This is a genomic window from Mycobacterium scrofulaceum (assembly GCF_002086735.1).
Taxonomy (GTDB): Bacteria; Actinomycetota; Actinomycetes; order Mycobacteriales; family Mycobacteriaceae; genus Mycobacterium; species Mycobacterium scrofulaceum.
In genome coordinates this window covers 1-15,681 of sequence record NZ_MVIJ01000045.1, presented here as the reverse complement: position 1 = coordinate 15,681, position 15,681 = coordinate 1, and the positions used below count along the sequence as shown (strand labels likewise).

General features: G+C 69.4%; 13 protein-coding genes. 7 read left to right on the top strand and 6 right to left on the bottom strand.

The window, feature by feature from the left end:
* Nucleotides 1-123: 123 nt before the first annotated feature.
* Nucleotides 124-1,491 carry an FAD-binding oxidoreductase gene (locus tag BST44_RS22970; protein WP_083179380.1) on the bottom strand — a complete coding sequence of 456 codons (1,368 nt, stop codon included), beginning with the start codon at nt 1,489-1,491 and terminating at the stop codon, nt 124-126.
* A 109-nt stretch (nt 1,492-1,600) separates the two neighbouring features.
* On the opposite strand from BST44_RS22970, the gene BST44_RS22965 reads away from it, so the two are divergent.
* Nucleotides 1,601-1,858 carry a hypothetical protein gene (locus tag BST44_RS22965; protein ID WP_083179379.1) on the top strand — a complete coding sequence of 86 codons (258 nt, stop codon included), beginning with the start codon at nt 1,601-1,603 and terminating at the stop codon, nt 1,856-1,858.
* A gap of 8 nt (nt 1,859-1,866) precedes the next feature.
* On the opposite strand, the gene tap is transcribed toward BST44_RS22965, so the two are convergent.
* Entirely contained in the window at nt 1,867-3,120 is a 1,254-nt protein-coding gene (gene tap / locus BST44_RS22960; RefSeq protein WP_083179397.1) for a multidrug efflux MFS transporter Tap, read from the bottom strand.
* Nucleotides 3,121-3,203: 83 nt separating this feature from the next.
* On the opposite strand from tap, the gene BST44_RS22955 reads away from it, so the two are divergent.
* From BST44_RS22955 to BST44_RS22945, 3 genes are all read left to right on the top strand, one after another.
* Nucleotides 3,204-4,031 (top strand): uracil-DNA glycosylase, encoded by an 828-nt coding sequence (locus tag BST44_RS22955; RefSeq protein ID WP_083179398.1) that lies wholly within the window; start codon nt 3,204-3,206, stop codon nt 4,029-4,031.
* Complete coding sequence (locus tag BST44_RS22950; protein ID WP_083179378.1) at nt 4,028-5,146, top strand: FAD-binding protein; 1,119 nt, start codon at nt 4,028-4,030, stop codon at nt 5,144-5,146. The genes BST44_RS22955 and BST44_RS22950 overlap by 4 nt, the downstream gene beginning before the upstream one ends.
* Before the next feature lie 116 nt (nt 5,147-5,262).
* Nucleotides 5,263-6,291 (top strand): LLM class flavin-dependent oxidoreductase, encoded by a 1,029-nt coding sequence (locus tag BST44_RS22945; protein WP_083179377.1) that lies wholly within the window; start codon nt 5,263-5,265, stop codon nt 6,289-6,291.
* A gap of 3 nt (nt 6,292-6,294) precedes the next feature.
* Here the strand turns inward: BST44_RS22945 and BST44_RS22940 are convergent, their stop codons facing one another.
* Both BST44_RS22940 and BST44_RS22935 read right to left on the bottom strand, forming a co-directional pair.
* A complete protein-coding gene (locus BST44_RS22940; protein WP_244184912.1) occupies nt 6,295-10,125 on the bottom strand; it encodes a bifunctional diguanylate cyclase/phosphodiesterase in 3,831 nt (1,276 codons plus the stop codon).
* A gap of 273 nt (nt 10,126-10,398) precedes the next feature.
* Complete coding sequence (locus tag BST44_RS22935) at nt 10,399-10,827, bottom strand: HIT family protein (RefSeq protein WP_083179396.1); 429 nt, start codon at nt 10,825-10,827, stop codon at nt 10,399-10,401.
* Nucleotides 10,828-10,889: 62 nt separating this feature from the next.
* On the opposite strand from BST44_RS22935, the gene BST44_RS22930 reads away from it, so the two are divergent.
* Nucleotides 10,890-12,278 (top strand): amidase, encoded by a 1,389-nt coding sequence (locus tag BST44_RS22930; RefSeq protein WP_142274657.1) that lies wholly within the window; start codon nt 10,890-10,892, stop codon nt 12,276-12,278.
* On the opposite strand, the gene BST44_RS22925 is transcribed toward BST44_RS22930, so the two are convergent.
* A complete protein-coding gene (locus BST44_RS22925; RefSeq protein WP_083179395.1) occupies nt 12,273-12,773 on the bottom strand; it encodes a DNA-deoxyinosine glycosylase in 501 nt (166 codons plus the stop codon). The genes BST44_RS22930 and BST44_RS22925 overlap by 6 nt on opposite strands.
* Nucleotides 12,774-12,841: 68 nt before the next feature.
* Between BST44_RS22925 and BST44_RS22920 the strand changes: the two genes are divergently transcribed.
* The gene (locus tag BST44_RS22920) at nt 12,842-13,966 is read left to right on the top strand and encodes an adenylate/guanylate cyclase domain-containing protein (RefSeq protein WP_083179374.1); all 1,125 of its coding nucleotides are present in this window, start codon (nt 12,842-12,844) and stop codon (nt 13,964-13,966) included.
* 301 nt (nt 13,967-14,267) lie between these two features.
* Nucleotides 14,268-14,849, top strand: coding sequence for an ATP-binding transcription factor AbmR (abmR, locus tag BST44_RS22915; RefSeq protein ID WP_083179373.1), 582 nt, complete (start codon nt 14,268-14,270; stop codon nt 14,847-14,849).
* 24 nt (nt 14,850-14,873) lie between these two features.
* Here abmR and BST44_RS22910 read toward each other — a convergent pair.
* Nucleotides 14,874-15,681: sensor domain-containing protein (locus tag BST44_RS22910; protein WP_244184910.1), on the bottom strand; the 808-nt coding region annotated here is incomplete at its 5' end.

Here is a 15,681-nt window from a genome sequence, read left to right as displayed (position 1 = left end):
TCATTGGTACGACAATGCGGCTCAGATGTCAATGCCCGCGGCCGGCCCGGTGCCTCAGTGCCCGGCTGGCCGGGCGCTCGGCAGCAGGTGCCCGGCCGGCCGGGCGCTCGGGCAGGAACGGAACTAGATGCCGGCGCCGGGGTTCAGGATGCCCTGGGGGTCCAGGGCCTGCTTGATGCGCCGGTTGAGATCCATCACCTCGGGCCCGAGATAGCCGGCCAGCCACGGCCGCTTCAGCCGGCCGACGCCGTGCTCGCCGGTGATCGTGCCGCCGAGTCCCACGGCCAGGTCCATGATCTCGCCGAAGGCGAGATGGGCCCGCTCCGTCATCGCGGCGTCCGCGGGGTCGTACACGATCAACGGGTGCGTGTTGCCGTCGCCGGCGTGGGCGATGACCGAGATGGTCAGGTCGCGTTCGGCCGCGATGTCCGCGATGCCGGTGACCAACCGGCCCAGCGCCGGCAGCGGCACCCCGACATCCTCGAGTAGCAGCGACCCCTTCGCCTCGACCGCGGGAATGCAGAACCGGCGCGCGGCGACGAAAGCCTCGCCCTCGTCGGGGTCATCGGTCGAAAACACCTCCACCGCACCGCATTCCGCGAACACGGCGGCCATGATCTCGGCGTCTTGTGAGCCCGCGCGCCCCCGTTCGTCGGAGCCGGCCACCAGCATGGCGGCCGCCCCGCGGTCCAGGTCCATGCGCAGGGTGTCCTCGACGGCGTTGATGGCCACCGCGTCCATGAACTCCAGCATGGACGGGCGCAGCCGCGCGGTGACCCCGAGAACCGCATCGACGGCCGCCTCGACGGTTGCGAAGGAGGCCACGACGATGCTGGATGCGTTCTGCTTGGGCACCAGGCGCAGCGTGACCTCGGTGACGACGCCCAGGGTGCCTTCGCTGCCGACGAAGAGCTTGGTCAGCGAAAGCCCGGCCACGTCCTTCAAACGGGGGCCGCCGAGCCGGACCGCCGTACCGTCGGCCAGCACCACCTGCATGCCCAGCACGTAGTCGGTGGTGACGCCGTACTTCACACAACACAGGCCGCCGGCGTTGGTGGCGATGTTGCCGCCGATGCTGCAGATCTCGAACGACGACGGGTCGGGCGGGTACCACAGGCCGTGCTCGGCGGCGGCCTCCTTGACCTCGGCGTTGAACAAACCGGGCTGGCACACCGCGGTGCGGGTGACGGGGTCGACGGTGATGTCGCGCATCTTCTCCGTCGACAGCACGATGCCGTTGTCCAGCGCCGTCGCCCCGCCGGACAGGCCGCTGCCGGCTCCCCGGGTCACGACCGGCACTCCGTGCGCACAGGCCCAGCGCAGCACCGCCTGCACGTCCTCGGTGCACCGCGGTCGGACCACCGCCAAGGGCTTGCCGGCGGACGGGTCGAAGGCGCGGTCCTGGCGATAGCCCTCGGTGACGGTCGGGTCGGTGACCACCATCCCGTCGGGAAGGTCGGCGATCAGGCTCGCCAGGACATCAGCATTCACGACCCGATCCTACGAGCCCGCCAGCGCTGTATAGCGATCTTGCCGCTGGTGCCACCCCGAGGATCACGGCCGCGTTCAACCCGACCACCGGCCGGGCGCCACGGCCGATGTGGAGATCGACGCCGTGACCGCGGCCCGCCCCGACCTGGCGGGCGCTCAGGTGATCGGCATGACGATGACCGATGTTCTCCGCCAAGCCATTGCCGATCCCGCCACGTTTCGCGAGGAGATGACGCGGCACCGAGCCGAGACGCCACAGCAGGCGCGCGGCGCGATGCGGGCGGCGCAGACCCAACAGGACCCGATGCTCGGCGGGGACTGCTCACCGACGAGGAATTCGAACAGTAAGGCGCAGAATCCTCGGTGACTGACGAATCACAGCGGCGAATGCCGGGGCGCTTCGAACTCTGGCGCGCGGTCCAATTCGCGCAGCGACGGCAGCCGCACGGCGATCAGCCCGATCAGCAGGATCGGCACCGCCAAGGCGAGGAATGTGACCGTCAACCCGCCGGCATCGGCGAGCGGGCCGGCCACCAGCAATCCCAACGGCCCCGCGGCGTACATCAGGCCGGTCATCACCCCGACCACCCGGCCGCGCAATCGGTGCGGCGCGCGGGTCTGCATGACGTAGTTGTAGATGGGCTGGATCGGCCCGTACACCAGGCCGGTCACCGCGCACAGCAGCAGGATCACCGGCAGCGGCGGCAGGAAGGCGATGCCCACCGTCGCCGCGCCGAAGGTGAGGGTCGCCGTCAGCACGGCCGTCCGCCGGCGGGTGTGTCTCGACAGCACCGCGTAGCCCAGCGCGCCCGCGACGCCGCCGACCCCGAGCGCCATCAGCGCCCAACCCAGCTGTGCGGGCTGATGCCGGTCGGCGAAATACTTTGGGAACAGCACGCTTTCCATCGGCAGATAAAGGGCGGTCACGGCCAGGTCGATCAGGCCGAGCGTTCGCAGCACCCGCAGGTTCCAGACGAACCGCAGCCCTTCGGCGATGCCGGACATCAACCCCTCGGGTCGGTTTGCATGGTACGGCTTGCCGGCGCCCTCGAGCCGCAGCGCGCCAATCGCCAACAGGGACGCACCGAAGCAACCCGCCGTGACCCACATCGTGTTCACGCCGCCGACCGTGGCGATCATCAGGCCGCCGATGCCCGGGCCCACGATGTACGCCAGGTTGAGGATGGCCTCGTAGACACTGTTGGTGCGGTCCAGCGACCAGCCCGCGCGCGCGGCGGCCTCCGGCAGCATCGACTGCCGCGCCGTCGTCCCGGCCGGGTCGAACGCGGCCGCGCAGAAGGCCAGCACCGCCAGCTCGGCGACGTTGATCGCGTCCACACCGAACAGCCGGGCGGTCAGCGGGACGGCGGCCACCGCCGCACAGGACAGGGAATCGGAAACCAGCGAAATCAGGCGACGCCCGAAAAAGTCGACCGCGGTGCCGGCGACCAGCGTGGACAGCACCAACGGGAGCGTCATGGCGGCGGCCACGATCGACGCGTCGCGTGCGCGGTCATGGTGCTGCAGCGCCAGCCAGGGGAACGCGATGATCGAAATGCCGGTACCCGTCGTCGCCAGCAGTGTGGCGGACAGGATCAGAAACGCCGGGCCGCGGCTCGGATGGCTCATGGGTATCCCGGGGAGAATGTAGCCGCTGGCCCGCCGCGCGACCACCGAATATTCGGGGCGTTCGGCCGTCGACCACCGGCCGACTGCAGGATGTTCATGTGCTTGTCCACCCGCGTACCGGTCAGCCGTTCGATTCTCCCGTGGTGCCCGGGACCGGATGGCCGGGCGATCCGGCGACCCCGCAGACCGCCGCGGCCGCCGACGCCGCACAGGCGGCCGCGCTGGCCCGCGCGACCACGTCGATACCCGAACTCGACGCCCTGGTCAGCGTCTGCCGCGCGTGCCCGAGGCTCGTCGACTGGCGCGAGGACGTCGCCGTCCTCAAGCGCCGCGCCTTCGCCGACCAGCCGTATTGGGGCCGGCCGGTGCCGGGCTTCGGGTCGGAGCGGCCCCGGCTGTTGATCGTCGGGTTGGCGCCCGCCGCGCACGGCGCCAACCGGACCGGACGCATGTTCACCGGCGACCGATCCGGCGATCAGCTCTACGCGGCGCTGCACCGCGCCGGGCTGGTGAATCAACCGACCAGCGTGGACGCCGCGGATGGGTTGCGCGCGAGGCAGGTTCGCATCGTGGCACCGGTGCGGTGCGCGCCTCCGGCCAATGCCCCGACACCGCTGGAGCGTGACACCTGCTGGCCGTGGCTGGAGGCCGAATGGCGGCTGGTGTCCGGGCACGTGCGCACGATCGTGGCGTTGGGCGGGTTCGCCTGGCAAATCGCGCTGCGGCTGCCGGGCGCGTCCGCGATGCGCAAACCGCGGTTCGGCCACGGGGTGGTCGCGCAATTCGCGCCCGGAGTGCGGTTACTCGGCTGCTACCACCCGAGCCAGCAAAACATGTTTACCGGTAGGTTGACACCAGCAATGCTCGACGACGTTTTCCGCGACGCGAAAAGGCTGGCAGGGATCAAGTGACTGACGTTCTGGTGTCCGGCGCCAGCGTGGCCGGTGCGACGGCGGCTTATTGGCTTGGGCGGCACGGCTATTCGGTCACCGTGGTGGAGCGACACCCCGGGCCGCGGCCGGGCGGTCAGGCGATCGACGTGCGCGGCCCGGCGCTGGGGGTGCTGGAACGCATGGGGCTGCTGGCCGCCGCCCAGAAACGAAAGACGCAAATCCGCGGCGCCTCCGTCGTCGACCGCGACGGTAACGAACTGTCGCGCGACACCGAGGCCACGCCGACCGGCGGGCCCATCGATAGTCCCGACGTCGAGCTCTTGCGCGATGACCTGGTCGAATTGCTCTACGGCGCAAGCCAATGGACGGCCCAATACCTCTTCGACGACACCATCACCGGCCTGGACGACGACGGCGCCGCCGTGCACGTGACGTTCCAGCGCGCCCCCGCACGCAGCTTCGACCTGGTCATCGGTGCCGACGGACTGCACTCCAACGTGCGCGGGTTGGTGTTCGGCGCCGAGGAGCAATTCATCGAAAGGCTGGGCACCCACGCGGCGATCTTCACCGTGCCCAATTTCCTGGACCTGGACTACTGGCAGACCTGGCACTACGGGGATCACTCGATGGCCGGTGTCTACAGCGCCCGCAACAACACCGAGGCCCGGGCCATGTTGGGTTTCATGGACACCGATTTGCGGATCGACTACCGCGACACCGAGGCGCAGTTCGCCGAGTTGGAGCGGCGGATGGCCGACGACGGCTGGGTGCGGCCCCAACTGCTGCAATACCTGCGCGGCGCGCCGGATTTCTACTTCGACGAGATGTCGCAGATCAAGATGGACCGCTGGTCGCAGGGCAGGGTCGCGCTGGTCGGCGACGCAGCATATTGCTGCTCGCCGTTGTCGGGTCAGGGCACCAGCGTGGCGCTGCTGGGCGCCTACATCCTGGCCGGCGAACTCGCCGCCGCGGGTGACGACTACGAGCTCGGTTTCGCGAACTATCACAAGGAGTTCAACGACTACGTCAAGCGCAATCAATGGCTGGTCGTCGACAACATCCCGGGCGGGGCGCCGATACCGCAGGAGGTCTTCGACCGCATCGTCAGCTCGATCACGCTGAAGGATTACTGACAGTCCTTCGGCCGAGCAGACGCAAAATCACCCGATAGGCCGGGCGGGCGTGCGATTTTGTGTCTGCTCGCGAGAAGGCCGGGAACGTTCGCGCGGGCTCCGGCGTTGACGCCTGCGTGCGTCTTTCCGTCCTTGATCTCGTCCCGGTGCGCACGGACCAGACGACCGGCGATGCGCTCGCGGCGACCGTGCGGCTGGCGCAGGCCGCGGACCGGCTCGGTTTCACGCGCTACTGGGTCGCCGAGCACCACAACATGCCGTCCGTCGGCGCGACCAGCCCGCCGGTCCTGATCGCCTATCTGGCCGCGCAAACCTCGCAGCTGCGCCTCGGGTCCGGCGGCGTCATGCTGCCCAATCACGCGCCGCTGGCGGTGGCCGAGCAATTCGCGCTGCTGGAGGCCGCCGCCCCGGGCCGCATCGACCTGGGCATCGGCCGAGCGCCCGGCTCCGACCCGGTCACGTCGTACGCCCTGCGCGCCAGCCGCGGCGACGAAGACATCGAGAAGTTCCCGGAATACCTCGACGACGTGGCGGCGCTGATGAGCGCGCGCGGCGTGGTGGTGCCGCTGCGCTCGGGCGACTACCGGCTCAAGGCCACCCCGGCCGCCGCCGGCGAACCGCGGCTGTGGCTGCTCGGCTCGTCGATGTACTCAGCGCACTTGGCCGCCGCCAAGGGGCTGCCGTACGTGTTCGCGCATCACTTCTCCGGCCACGGAACCGAAGAGGCGCTCGAGGTCTACCGCTCCCGCTTCCGGCCCAGCTCCCTGACGCCCGAACCCCTGACGTTCCTGACGGTGAACGCAGCGGTCGCCGAAACTCGTGACGAGGCAACGGCTTTGATGCTGCCCAATCTGCAGATGATGGCAAAGCTGCGCACCGGGCAACCGCTCGGGCCGGTGCCGCTGGTCGAGGAGGCCGAACGTGCGGAGCTGACGCCGCAGCAGCACATCGTGGAGAGCGGGCTGCGGCGTGCGGTCCTGGGTACGCCGGCCGAGGCCGCCGAACAGGTGCGGGAGCTCGCCCGACGGTTCGACGTGGACGAGGTGATGGTCAACCCGGTGGCCTCCGCGCGCCGCGGCACGGCCCCGTCCACCGCGCCGGCGCGGGTGGCCACCCTGGAATTGCTCGCCAAGGAGTTGTTCTGACGGTCAGTCCGTCAGTGCCGACCGCTCGGAATCGACGCGGCCCGCGGTGGCGGTCCTGGCGGTGACCCAGCGCCGCAGGTCTTCGGGCGGCAGCGGCGGGCTGTGCACGAAACCCTGGGTGATCGTGCAGCCGTAACGCCGCAGCGCGGTCAGGGTGACTTCGTCTTCGACCCCCTCGGCGACCAGGTCGGCGCCCAGGTTCTGCGCCAGATCCACGGTGGACTGCACGATGGCGACCGACCGTGGGTCCTGGGCCAGCCGCGCCACGAATCGCCTGTCGAGTTTGAGCTCGTCGACCGAGACGTCCTGCAGGCGCGCCAGCGAGGACCATCCGGTGCCGTAGTCGTCCAGCGAGATGCGAACGCCGAGAAGCTGCAGAGCGGCGACGGTGTTGCGGGACCGGTCCGAATCCACGAGGGCGCTCTCGGTGATCTCGACGATCAAGGCGTCGGGGGGTAAGCCGTGGGTCCGCAGCAGTCGCTCGATGGTGACCGCGAGGTCGAGGTCGAGCAGGTTCGTGGTCGACAGGTTCACGGCGACCGTCAGCGGAATGCCCTGGTCACGCCACGACCGGACCTGCTCGAGCGTGAGGTTGATGGTGCGGTTGGCCAGCGTCCGCATCAAGCCGGCACGTTCGGCGGCCGGCAGGAACTCCTCCGGCAGCAGCAGCCCGCGGTCGGGGTGCTGCCAGCGCAGCAGCGCCTCGACGCTGTGGACGCTTCCGTCGGTCGCGTTGACCTTGGGCTGGTAATGCACGGTCAACTGGTCGCCGTCGATCAGCGCGGCGCGCAACTCCCCGACGAGGTTGGGGTCGTGGTCGCGATCCATCTCGAAGCCGGACTCGTACACCGCGATCCTGCTGAGGGCCGACTTCGCGTGCGGAATCGTCGCCTCGGCCCGGTTCAACAGTTCCTGCGGATGGTCGCAATGGTCGGGATACAGCGCAATGGCGATGGAGGCGTCGATTTTCACGCTGATCGCGTCCAACTCGAACGGGATCCTCATACCCTCGAGCAACCGACCGGCCTGGGCGCGGGCGGCGACGAGGTCCGACCCCTCGCCGAGCAGGATGGCGAACTCCTCGTCGCTCACCCGCGCGAGCAGATCATCGCGCCGCACACTGTGCACGAGGCGATTTGCGATGTGCCACAACAGTTCATCTCCGAAGTGGCGACCGACCGATTGGTTGATCTCCCGCAGCTTGTCAAGGTTGAGCAAAAGCAGCGCACGATGCGATGGCCCCCGGGCGTTCGACGCGGAAGCCGACAGCTCGGTCAGCGCCGTCGCCAGTGACCGCCGGTTGGGCAGGGTCGTCAGTTTGTCGGTCATGGCCTGCAGGTGGCTCTCGGCCAGCAAGCTGACGTCGCGGAAGGTCACCGAGAACCGCGCGGCGACCGCGACGAGGCTGAGCGCGGCGAGCGTCGAAGCCAGCCGTGAATCGTGCCCCAGGATGGCGACCCCGAGCGCCACGATGGTGCACGTCACGGGAACCGCGTAGGAGCCGAGTCCGCGCCGCTGCGCCGGAGCCGCCGACGACCAACGCGCCCAGCTGGCTATCGCGACCAGCAGCGACGAGGCCGGCCAGAGCGCGTCGAGCGGGCTGCCCACCCGGTACGAGCCCGCCGATGTCTGGAACAGGTAGGCCGTGTCCGCGACGGCGAAGCCGACCAGCCCGACGACGAGAAAGCCCCAGCGAAACTCGCTGCGCCACCCCAGGATTGGCAACATGCTGACGGCCAGGGCCAGCAGCACCAGATCGCCCCACGGGTATACGAGGCCCACCAGTACCGTCGCCGGAACCCGGGCCGCGGCGGCGTGCATGGGCCCGGCATGCAGCGCCGCGGCCAGCGCGGCCACCGCCAACGCGCACACCAGGGAATCGATGCGGATGGGCATCGGCACCCGCTTCAGGCTGGATCGCATCAGCAGCAAGATCCCGGCATAGACGAACGGATAAAAGGCCAGGTATTCGGGATCGGCCACGGACGGTGACTGAGCGCTCGGCACCCATACCGCGTAGACGACGTCGCCGAGCGCCGACAACGCCATGCCCGCCGCGATCAGGGACCACGCGAGCCGGTCGGCCTTGAGGCGGTATGCGCGGACGGCGATCAGCCCGGCCGCCAGGAGGTTCAACGCCGAATACAGCGATTTGGCGAAGAAGACGCTGTGGCTGGCGTTCGGGGCGAGGGCGCTGGTGACGGCGAAGGAGACGACGCCGATCGTCAAGACCGCGAGGACGATCCGGATCGTCGTCGGGGGCCACCGGACGCCGTCGACGCCCTCTTGTCTATGCGCCGGTCGTTGCGCTTGCCGTTGCGCCGGTATCGACGTCGCGGCGTCACCGGCCCGCCTCAGCAGCGGGTCGGTGCCCGCCTCGGTGACCGTCGGGGGCGACTCCGCGGCCCGGGCGGCCGGAAACGAGTAGGAGAGCGGCAGATCGGGCACGAAGGTGCGAACACACTGGCCGCCTTCGCGTTTGGCGGTGTACATGGCCAAGTCGGCGTGCCGGAGAAGTTGTTCGACGCTGCAATCCGACGAGGCGGTGGCCACCGTGTATCCCACACTCGGTCGGACCGGTATGGGAACGCCGTCGACCAGGATCGGGGCGTGGAACGCCTCGAGGACGCGATGGGCCGCCGCGTGCGATTCCTCGATGGGACCCTCGATGACCACGGCGAATTCGTCGCCACCGAGGCGGGCGATGACGCACTTGTCGTCGCCCAGGGTGGCGGTGAGCCGGCCGGCGACCCGGACCAGAAGTTCGTCACCGGCCGGGTGGCCCAGGGCATCGTTGACCGCTTTGAAATTGTCGAGATCGAGGCACAACACCGCGATGGGCGCTATGTCGCAGCTCTGCCGGGCGACGGCCTGTTCCAGCCGGTCCAGGAAGTACGCCCGGTTGGCCAGGCCGGTAAGGCTGTCGCGGAACGCTTCCCGCGCCACCTCGGACAGCAGGCTCTGGTTCTCCATCAGCACGACGAACTGCCGCACGAGCACCGCGGCCACCAGGATTCCGAGCGCGGCGAGCAACGGCCCGTGCGCCATCAAACCCACGGCGTGGCCCAACCCGACGGCCGCGGCGACCAGCAAGGGCAGATAGGGCAGCCACAGCCGGGTACGCGACCGGATTTCGTCGTCGCGCGAAAACGGCACGAGGGGCTCGTAGACGCTGGACAACGCGGCCAGTGCGAGCATGCCCAGCCCGCCCACTCGGCCCAGGTCCACCAGATCGCTGACCTGGTAGCTGCCGATCCCGCTCTTGAACACCATCGCGATGTCGGAGATGCTGATCGTCGCCACGCCGCCGGCCAGCAGGTTGCGGCTCGGCTCGTCGCCGGGACGCCCCCGGGACAGCATCAGGATGGCGGTCGTCAGCAGGACGACGTCGTTGAAGATCTCGGCCACCGTCGTCGCCCGCGACTCACTGTCGTGGCGCAGCTGCTGGTCCAGGACGAACACCCACGACACGACGAACAACGACGTCGCCACGATGAGACCGTCCAGGACCAGCCGTCGCGGACTGTGGCGGGAGAACCGCGACAACAGCACCAAGGACGTGAAGGCGCCGAACGGCCAGAGCAGCAGCACGATCTCGGACGCGGCCGGATGGGTGGCGTGCGCCAGCTCGGGCCGCACGTCGTAAACGGACCAGATGACCTCACCCGCCGCCCAGCCCAGCAGGGCCATCACCAGCGCCAGCCATCCGTATCTGTGTCGCGGGGACGCGAATCGGGCCGCGTAGCCGGCACACACCGCGGCGAACAGCAGGCACATTGCCAGGGCGATTTCGTCGACCGGTCTGCTGGCGTAGGCGCCTTTCCAGCCGGCCATCGAGGAGGCGATGACCAGCGCGGCCGCCACCGCGTACGCGCCCACGACGGACCAACCGAGGCGAGGCGGCAGCCTGAACCACCGCCAGGGTTTTTCCGCCCACGGTTTCATCGCCGCTCCAGCCGATCCGCGCCGTGCGGTGAGCTATCGGTGTTCACCGCGCGCTAGTGGAGAATAAACCGCCGCGCCAGGTTCAGGGTCAATGCCGTGGGATGCTTGCCCAGGTTGTGACAGCCGCCGGGTGACCAGTGCCCCGGGCCGCGATCCGCTCGGCTACTGGCTGGCGTCGATGCGGGCCAGCGCCGAACGCAGAATCTGGGCGGTCGCGTCCCGATCGGGGTCGCGCCGCAGCAGCATCCCCTTGGCGACCGACAGCTTGTCGCCGTTGCGCCGGGGCAGCACGTGCAGGTGGATGTGGAAGACCGTCTGAAAGGCGGCGCTGCCGTCGTTGATGGCGATGTTGGTCGCGTCGGCCAATTCCGTCGCGCGAGCGGCCCGGGCGATCCGTTGGCCGACCGTGACCATCCCGGCCAGCGTCTCCGGCGGCGTATCGGTGAGGTCGACACTGTGCCGTTTGGGGATGACCAGGGTGTGCCCGCGGGTGAACGGGCGGATGTCGAGGATGGCCAGGTAGTCGTCGTCTTCGCAGATCCGGATGGCCGGGGCCGCCCCGGCGACGATCGCACAGAACACGCAGGACATGTCGCCCACGGTACTGGCCGCGCCGGCATGGGGGATACGCTGCCGCGGTGGACGCTCGCGACGTGGCCCGCGATGTGGCTTTTGCCGGCGCGGCCGCTCAGGCACGGATGCTGGCCGACGGCGAACTCACCGCGCCGGAACTGCTCGAGATCTATCTGGAACGCATCGCGCGACTGGACAGCCAGCTGCGCTGTTACCGCGTGGTGCTCTCCGACAGCGCGCGCTACGAGGCGGCCGTCGCGCAGGAACGCCTGGACGCCGGTGAGCGGCTGCCGCTTCTCGGGGTGCCGATCGCGATCAAGGACGACGTCGACGTCGCCGGTGAGGTGACGACGTACGGCAGCGGTGGGCACCGCCCGGCCGCGACCTCCGACGCGGAGGTGGTCCGCCGGTTGCGCGCCGCGGGCGCCGTCATCCTCGGCAAAACCAATGTGCCCGAACTGATGATGTTTCCCTACACCGAGTCGTTGACCTTCGGCGCGACCCGCAATCCCTGGGACCTCAGGCGGACCCCGGGCGGCAGCAGCGGCGGCAGCGCCGCCGCGGTGGCCGCCGGGCTGGCGCCGCTGGCGCTGGGGTCCGACGGTGGCGGCTCGATCCGCATCCCGGCCATCTGGTGCGGCCTGTTCGGTGTCAAGCCGCAACGGGATCGGGTGTCGCTGGAGCCGCACGACGACGCGTGGCACGGGCTGAGCGTCAACGGCCCGTTGGCCCGGTCGGTGCTCGATGCCGCACTGTTCCTCGATGCGACATCAACGGTGCCGGGGCCGGAGGGCGAGTTCGTGGCCGCGGCGACGCGGGAACCCGGCCGCCTGCGGATCGCCTTGAGCACCAAGGTCCCAACGCCGCTTCCCGTCCGGATCGGTAAGGAGGAGCTCACGGCGGTCGAGCAGGCCGGCGCGCTGCTGCGCGAGCTCGGCCATGACGTCGTCGACGCCGACCCGGACTATCCGCCGTCGGCCATCATGACCAACTACCTGCCCCGTTATCTGCGGGGCATCAGCGACGACGCCGATTCGCTGGCTCATCCCGAGCGTCTCGAAGCGCGCACCCGCAATCTGGCGCACGCCGGTTCGTTCTTCTCGGACCGCCGGATGGTTGCCCTTCGGGACGCGGAGCCGGCCGTCAGCGCCCGCATTCAGTCGATCTTCGACGACGTCGACGTGGTCGTCACGCCGGGCAACGCGACGGGGCCCTCCCGCATCGGCGCCTACCAACGCCGCGGCGCGGTGTGGACACTGCTGGCGGTGGCGCAGCGCGTCCCCTTCCAGCAGGTGTGGAACCTGACGGGACAGCCCGCCGCGGCCGTGCCGTGGGACTTCGACGGTGACGGGCTGCCGATCGCCGTGCAGCTGGTGGGGCGTCCCTACGACGAAGCGACGCTGTTGTCGTTGGCCGCGCAGATCGAATCCGCGCGCCCGTGGGCTCACCGTCGACCGCCGGTGTCATGACGCCGGCACGGAGATTTCCCGCCAGGCCGCCAGCTTCACTCCCGGCCGGACGGCGTGCGCGGGGCTGGTCGAAGGCAGCCGGCGATACTCGACCTGCTCGTCGGCCCCGGCTAGCCTGCGGTACAGCTCGGCGGCCTTCGCGCCGTTGAAGTACACCCGCGTGATCGCGGGGTAGGACGCGAACAGTCGACCGAAATCGTTGGGCACCAAGCTTTTCGGTTCGATAGCCGAATCCGCGCTGCCGGCGCGCCGGCACGCTCGCAACACGTCCCAGAGGGCCACGCCGGCCGACCGCAGCGCGGCCAGCCGGGTTTCGTAGGGGGCGGCGGCGTCGAACCCGAGCAGCTCGCCGGTGATCGGCCAGAACGCATTTCGCGGATTGGCGTAGTACTGGCCCACCGCCAGCGATCGCGCGCTGGGAAACGAACCCAGGATCAGTATCGTGGCGTGTTCGTCGACGACCGGCGGGAATCCCCGCCGCACTGGCGCGCTCATCATCGCTTCACCTCATCACGCGACATCATGACGCGCCCTACCGGCGCCGACCCGCTTCGCGCGCCCCGTTGTACGTTGGCGAAGTGGACGACGACCTGCTCGACGGACTCGAGGGCCGCGCGCGCACCGAGCGGGCGCAATTGGTGGAGTGGCTGATCGGGCAGGGCATCACCCCGGACGAGATCAGGGCGACCAATCCGCCGTTGCTGCTGGCCACCCGCCACCTCATCGGCGACGACGGCACCTACGTATCGGCCCGGGAGATCAGCGAGACCCACGGCATCGACCTGGACCTGCTGCAACGAGTGCAGCGCGCCATCGGTCTGGCCAGGGTCGACGACCCCGATGCGATCATCCACATGCGCGCCGACGGCGAAGCCGCCGCCTACGCCCAGCGTTTCGTCGAGCTGGGCCTGGACCCGGAGCAGGTGGTGCTGGTCGTCCGGGTGCTCGCCGAAGGTTTGTCGCGCGCGGCCGAGGTGATGCGGTACACCGCGCTTTCGGCGATCATGCGCCCCGGCGCGACGGAGCTCGAAATCGCCAAGGCGTCAAAGGCTTTGGTCGGCGAAATCGCGCCCGAGCTCGGCCCGATGATCCAACAGATGCTGTTCATGCAACTGCGCCACATGATGGAGACCGAAGCGGTCAACGCCGCGGAGCGCGCCGCCGGCAAGCCGCTGCCGGGAGCCCGCCAGATCACCGTGGCCTTCGCCGACCTCGTCGGCTTCACCCGGATCGGGGAGGCGGTGTCGGCCGAGGAGTTGGGACATCTGGCCAACCGGCTGGCCGTCCTGGCCCGCGACGTCACCGTCCCGCCCGTGCGGTTCATCAAGACGATCGGCGACGCGGTGATGTTCGTGTGCCCCGAGCCGCTGCCCATGCTCGACGTCGTGGTGAAGCTCGTGGACGCCGTCGACACCGACAACGACTTCCCGCGCCTGCGGGCGGGCGTGGCCTCCGGCATGGCGGTGAGCCGGGCGGGCGACTGGTTCGGCAGCCCCGTCAACGTCGCGAGCCGGGTCACCGGCGTGGCACGCCCGGGCACCGTGCTCGCGGCGGACTCGGTCTGGGAGGCGGTCGGCGACTCCGGCGAGTTCAGTGGGTCGTTCGCCGGCGCGCGCCGACTCAAGGGCATCAAGAACGAGGTCAAACTCTTCCGGATCCGCCGGGGCGACGGGTTCGACGGCGACTGACGCCCGAGCCGGCGGACATGGGCAGGCCCGGACGACTCTAGGGGGCGTGGGCTCCGTCATGCGCGGGTCCTACGCGGCCGGTTTACTACCCTGACTTCCGGCGCTTCGAATTGGTCGTTCCGGGCCTGCTTCGCTACCAAAAATACAACTTCGATCAGCCCAGATCAACGGGTTTTGCGCACTTGGACGGACCTTTGCGCGCGGTCGCCGGGAACTCGCGATGCACCCCGAGGTGCCGTGATCGCGTTCGCGGCCCGCGAAACCCATTCCGTTGCGGTTGTAACGATGTAATCATGTAATTATGAAATCCCATCACGCGCACGGCCGGCGTTACGGCCGCCCCGGGGGCTGGCAACAGGCCCAGCAACCCGACGCCAGCGACGCCGCGGAGTGGTTCGCCGGGCGTCTGCCCGAAGGTTGGTTCGACGGCGACCCGACGGTGGTCGTCGACCGCGAAGAAATCACGGTCATCGGACGGTTGCCCGAACTCGCGGGCTCGGAGAACGAGGAGAGCGAGGCCCGGGCGGCAGGACGCGCTTCGCGCTTCCGCGAGGAAACCCGTTCGGAGCGAATGCATATCGCCGACGAAGCCCAGGACCGCTACGGCCGCAAGGTCTCCTGGGGCGTCGAGGTCGGCTCCAAGGCCGGCGTGGAGCGAATCCTGTTCACGCACATCGCCGTACCGGTGATGACACGCTTGAAGCAACCGGAACGGCAGGTGCTCGACACGTTGGTCGACGCCGGCGTGGCCCGGTCCCGCGCCGACGCACTGGCGTGGTCGGTCAGGCTGGTCGGTGAACACGCCGAGGAATGGCTGGCCAAGTTGCGGAGCGCCATGTCCGCGGTCGACGACTTGCGCGCACAGGGGCCCGACATCCAATAGTTAAGCGCTGCTTGCATTTTCGTGCTATACGTTGTTGACCTTCTCGACGATCTTGTCGACGATCTGGGTGCCCTGATCGACGATGTGGTACCCGCAGGCGTTGACGTCGACGACCACGTTGTTGGCCGCGCTCATGGCGCGCTGGCACTCCCAGCCGTCGGCGCCTTCCTGGGTTTCCAGCACGGCGATCTTGGGGGGAACGCCTTGCACCTGCTCGAACGTCCACCGATAGGTCTTGCCCTTGTTGGTGACCGTCACCGTCTTGCCCGCGCAGCCCTTCCACTTCCCCGCCGAGGTCTGCAGGAAGTCCTTGGCCTTGTCGGCGGAGGGGAAAAGGACGACCGCCTGGTTGACCCAGTGGTCGTAGTTGTCTCCCGGCTCCGACGACACCAGGCCGCTCACCGCCGAGTAACCGGTGCCCGCGTACACCCTGCTCTGGGTGGTGTAGAGCGCACCCTGGCAATCGGGCTGTGACACCGTCAGCGACGAGGTGTCCATGGCCTGAATGGGCTTGCCGGGCTCCATCGTCGAGGAGCCCATCACCGCGTTGATGTTGGAAGCGCCGAGCAGCAGTGCGTTGAGGCGCTCGGCCGGGATCGGGTCGGGAGGCGGCGCCGGCTTGGGCCGCACGACGAGCCAGATGCCCACGCCGCCCACGATGACGACGAGCACCGCGGCGACGGCGGCGATGATGGGCCAGGGGTTGCGCCGTTTGGGTGGGGGCGGGTTCCACCCCGGTGAACCGCTGAAGGGCTGGGGGGTGTGCGGCGGCGGGGTGATGCTCAGGGTGGGGGGGGGGGGGGGGGGGGGGGGGGGGGGGCGGGGGGGGCGG

What these genes read in the sequence shown, in the direction of transcription:
- tap (WP_083179397.1), bottom strand. Translation starts at nt 3,120, where the DNA reads ATGAGCCATCCGAGCCGCGGCCCGGCGTTTCTGATCCTGTCCGCCACA.
- BST44_RS22940 (WP_244184912.1), bottom strand. Translation starts at nt 10,125, where the DNA reads ATGGCCGGCTGGAAAGGCGCCTACGCCAGCAGACCGGTCGACGAAATC.
- BST44_RS22935 (WP_083179396.1), bottom strand. Translation starts at nt 10,827, where the DNA reads ATGTCCTGCGTGTTCTGTGCGATCGTCGCCGGGGCGGCCCCGGCCATC.
- BST44_RS22925 (WP_083179395.1), bottom strand. Translation starts at nt 12,773, where the DNA reads ATGAGCGCGCCAGTGCGGCGGGGATTCCCGCCGGTCGTCGACGAACAC.
- abmR (WP_083179373.1), top strand. Translation starts at nt 14,268, where the DNA reads ATGAAATCCCATCACGCGCACGGCCGGCGTTACGGCCGCCCCGGGGGC.